This is a genomic window from Bacteroidota bacterium (assembly GCA_034723125.1).
Taxonomy (GTDB): Bacteria; Bacteroidota; Bacteroidia; order CAILMK01; family JAAYUY01; genus JAYEOP01.
Genome location: JAYEOP010000094.1, coordinates 1 through 4719, shown reverse-complemented (window position 1 = coordinate 4719; position 4719 = coordinate 1). Strand labels below are relative to the sequence as shown.

Below are 4719 nucleotides of genomic sequence, written 5' to 3'. Positions count from 1 at the left end.
TGTAAATAGCAAGTTTTAATTGTTAACTAAAACAAAAATTAAAAATAGAATGAAAAATAATACATTGTTTTCTCCCCTTACTCATCTTATTCTATATAGCATTCTTTTGTTTTTAACTCCATTTTTGCTTGTAAAAAATTACATGCAAAATGCTATTTCTTCTTTATCACAATTTTCATTTAACATTTTGTTTTTAGAAATACGATTTTTACCATTAGTCTTTATAATTTTTATTTTAACCTTAGTATTGGTTTTTTATAAAAAACTAAACTATAAAAATATTTCTTTTGGCATTGTTGTCCTTCTAATGCTTTTATTAGGTCAAATATCTTCAGATCATTACATGATTCAAAAGATTTATAATATTCAAAATAATTGGCATTATGTAGCATATTTGATTTTTGCAATTTTGATGTACAATTTTTTATTTTCAAAAAAGAAGTCTTCTGAATACATTATTCTTTTAACTTTTTTAGCCGCATTACTAATATCTACTCTGGACGAAACTTTTCAAAAATTTATGACTAACAGAGTTTTTGATGTTTCAGATATTGCTAAAGATGTTTGGGGAACTATCATCGGGTTAATAATAGTTTTCTTTATTTATAAAAAAGGAGAAATTTATAAAAAAGCTTGGAAACTTAGAAAAAAATCAATAAAAGAATATTTCAAAGAACCTTTTACACTTTTAGTCCTGCTTAGCATTTTTACCTATGTGTTACTATTTGTTTCTTCTTTATTAACAGATTTTCAATATTTGACTAATATCATTTTTATTACAATCTTACTTTTTGTTTTTATTTTTATAATTATTCATCTTACAAATTTTAGATTATTAAGAATATTTTTTTCTATTTTAGCTGTTTTAGGAATTTTATATTTAGGCTTTACAGCTATTAAAACACAGAACACAAGTATAAAAGTCCTTAAGAAACATTTCTTAATTTATCAAGGAATTCCATTGCCATATTTTGATGTAATGATAAAACCTAATGGCGTTTTTAAGTTTATGGATAAAAAGCAAAATTTTTTACAAACTGATATTAACATGCTTTTTAACCAAAATGCTGATATTATTTTAATTGGAAGTGGATTTAACGGTGAAGGAGGAAAAGGATTTGCACAAGATAGCGAAGCACAGTTTATGTTTGACCCTATTTCTAAAAAAAGTATTCAATTGATAATTATGGAAACAAGAAAAGCGTCTAAAGAATACAATAGATTGAAGAAAGAAGGATATAAAGTTTTATTTATTATACATAATTAAAAAGAAATTGAAATGAACAAAAAAACTACAAATAAAGTAATAACTTCTTCAATTTTATTTATCTACATTATTTTAATCACATTTGCCATAATAGCATCAAATCCTCCTGAATGGCTTAAAAATATTTCCCAAGAAGACAAACAAAGCGATGCAGTACTAAAAAAGAATTTTGGTGATATATTTCTTGAAAAGAAAAAATACAATCAAGCAATTATGGAATATGAGCAGTCTCTAGAAATTAAAGCTGATCAACCGGAAGTGCTAACGAATATGGCAGTTGCCTACTTTGAATTAAATAAATCTGATAATGCCTTAAACATATTGAAATATGCCATTGAGTTAGCCCCCGCAAATCCTTCTGTAATTTATTTTAACATAGGAAATATTTATGACAAAAGAAATCAAGTAGATATTGCAATCCCTTATTTTAAAAAAGCATTGGAAACAGCTCCTTTTAAATGGCAAACATACACACGATTAGGAGATATTTATGTTTATAAAAAAGACTATGACTCAGCAATATTTGTTTTTAAAAAAGCAATTGAAAATAAAAGTGATATAAAAATTGCTTATAAAGGAATGCTAAAAAGAGATAGGAATATTTATAGATATCAAAAAGATGTAAAAGAAGCAATTGACAATGAATTGAAACAAAATATTGACTTAAAACGTTTTGATGCTGTGATTTTTAACAACTCATTAAAAAATAACGTAGAACTTGCAAAAATATATAATCAATTGGGTTATGCATATTTTATGCAAAATGATTTTGAAATTGCTATAAAGAAATTTAAAAAAGCATTAAATATTTATCCGGGATTTTATCAAGCATACAATAATCTAAATGCTGTAAGAATTGCAAAAGAAAATATAAAACAATAAAGGGAGGTTCTTTAAATACATTTCTTTTAAGAAACAAAGATAATGAATAAGATGCAAGGCACAAATTTTTCTGAATAGCCGTCCGCGTGTCGCTGAAGCTTTAGCGGAGGCACAAGCTATTGAGAAAAATTTTAACGCAGTCAGATTATTTATTATCTTTGTTCCCAAAGGGTTTTCATTCCGAAATTTCGGAACATATACTTCTTCAAAACTTTTTACATTATCCCGATTTATTTCAAAATTTTTCATTGTCTATAAAAAACTCTGTAAATCTTAATGCGAATGTATTTATAGAACCTCCCTAAAGTTTTTAACAATTTTTCTTCAATTGTTTCACAAGTTCTTACAATATAGTTTTCTGCAACTTATACGGTTGATTTGCGGAATATTAACTAACAATTAATTTGATATAAAAAAAAAATATAAAAAACTCATTCTATATCCAAAGAAATTCATATATTTGCTGAATTAAAGAAAACTAAAAAATTAAAAATTATGAGGAAATTATTTACACGCTATTCAATAATTGCAATTCTCGCAATTGGATTTCTTGCTTTTTCTGTACCTGTATCAAGCCAAACAGTAACTTTAGGTAATGGTACAAGTTACAACTCCACTACTGGCTATCCTTCGCCTTATGGACTTTGGTATAGAACCAATAGAAACCAATACATTATCACAGCTTCGGAGCTAAGTTCTTTGGGAATAACTGCAGGTTGTAATATTACAGCTATTGGCTTTAATGTACATGCAACTAATAATCATAGTTCTGTTCCTGCTTGGCTAAAAATCGGTACAACAACTTTATCATCTTTTCCAAGTGGAACATGGCAAACTGGTGCAACACAAAAATGGTCATCTGCTGGCTATCTTACATCAAACGGATGGAATACTCACACTTTTTCTTCCAACTGGATGTATAACGGAGGTAATGTTTTAATTGATATGTGTATTGGATCAACATCAATTAATTATACACGAAACGCATCTGTATATTACCATAGTGCAACAAATACTGTGTTATGGAATAGATCAGATGGAACTGATTACTGCTCGGGTGTAGGTTCAGGAAATAGAAATTCAAACCGCCCCAATATGCAAATCACTTTTATTCCAAGCACTGGATTTGATATTAAAATGGCAAGTATTGATTCTCCTTATGTTCTTGGAGTTGGCAAAAACAAAGTTGTTGTTACTATCCAAAATGCACGTGCAGATACTATTTATTGGTGTGATCTCGGTTATAAAATAAATAACAATACTCCTGTTTTAGTAAATAACTTTAGCGGTTTTCCAAATGGGAAATTAGAAGCAGGACAATCCTACCAATATACATTTTCAGATTCACTAAATATACCTTCCTCAGGCTATTATACTTTAAAAGCATGGGTAAACAATGCAAATGATTCAATGCCTGATAATGATCGTACAAATGATACTATAACAATGACAGTGTGTACAGGATTAGCAGGAACATATACAATAGGTGCTACAGGCGATTATCTTAATTTCAATAATGCCGTAGCCGCATTACAACAATGTGGTGTTGCAGGTCCTGTTACATTCAATGTTCAGCAAGGTTCATACACTGAAAGAGTTGTAATTCCTGAAATTGTAGGTATGGATGCAACTAACACAGTAACCTTTGACGGACAAAACAAAAGCAATGTAACACTTACTTATGGTGGAACAAGTTCTACAAACAGAACCACATTGATATTTGACGGAGGTGATTACTTTACCTTTAAAAATATGACTATAAAAAATACGGGTTCTACTTATGCTGTTGCAATTTTATATAAAAGCCAAGCAGAATACAATGAGGTTTCTTCTTGTAATATTGAAGTAAATTCTTCTTACACTTCTTGGTGGACAACAGCCATTATGGCATCTGCATCAGAATCTTCAAGTAGTGGTACCTATGGAAATAATGCTAATTTTAACTTAATTAAAAATAATAATATTACAGGTGGTTATTGTGGTATTAACTTCAGAGGAATTTCAACTTCAACAAGTGCAGTAGGTAACCAATATATTGGTAATACTTTTACAGGGCAGTATTATTATGCTATTTACAATTATTATCAAAGTGCAGACGTAATACAATATAATAATATTGATATTGGAAGTAGATATAGTAGTGCTTATGCTATTTACAGATATTATTCGCATGGAGCTATAATTGACGGAAATATTATTAATTCCGGCAGATATGGAATATATACATACAGAGAAAATTATGCTTATTATTATGGCTCCGATAGTACTATGATTACTAATAATATGATGTATGATTTCTATAATTCGTCATATCAGGTTGGTATGTACTTACGCTATAGTGAAAATTTAAAAATATATCATAATACAATTGCTGTTGATGGTTCTTATGCAAATAACTATAATTATTCAGCTTTGTTTTTCTATTATTGTTACGCACCAATAGTAAAAAATAATATTCTTATTAGTACAGGAGGAACAATGCTTATAACATCTTATTATTATTTTTATAGCAATGCTACCATAGATTACAATGATTATATTTATCCAAACAGGACAACAAATATGTTCTT

At 28.3% G+C, this 4719-nt stretch carries 3 protein-coding genes; all 3 read left to right on the top strand.

Annotation, left to right across the window (positions count from 1 at the left end; all coding sequences use genetic code 11):
* Positions 1 to 49 precede the first annotated feature (49 nt).
* The gene (locus U9R42_02830) at positions 50 to 1267 is read left to right on the top strand and encodes a VanZ family protein (GenBank protein ID MEA3494950.1); all 1218 of its coding nucleotides are present in this window, start codon (positions 50 to 52) and stop codon (positions 1265 to 1267) included.
* A gap of 12 nt (positions 1268 to 1279) precedes the next feature.
* On the top strand, positions 1280 to 2149 hold the full coding sequence (locus U9R42_02825; protein MEA3494949.1) for a tetratricopeptide repeat protein: 870 nt from the start codon (positions 1280 to 1282) through the stop codon (positions 2147 to 2149).
* 495 nt (positions 2150 to 2644) lie between these two features.
* The coding region (locus U9R42_02820) for a hypothetical protein (GenBank protein MEA3494948.1) at positions 2645 to 4719 on the top strand (2075 nt) is incomplete at its 3' end.

Excerpts from the sequence above, each read along its gene's own strand:
- U9R42_02830 (MEA3494950.1), top strand. The coding sequence starts at position 50 with ATGAAAAATAATACATTGTTTTCTCCCCTTACTCATCTTATTCTATAT.
- U9R42_02825 (MEA3494949.1), top strand. The coding sequence starts at position 1,280 with ATGAACAAAAAAACTACAAATAAAGTAATAACTTCTTCAATTTTATTT.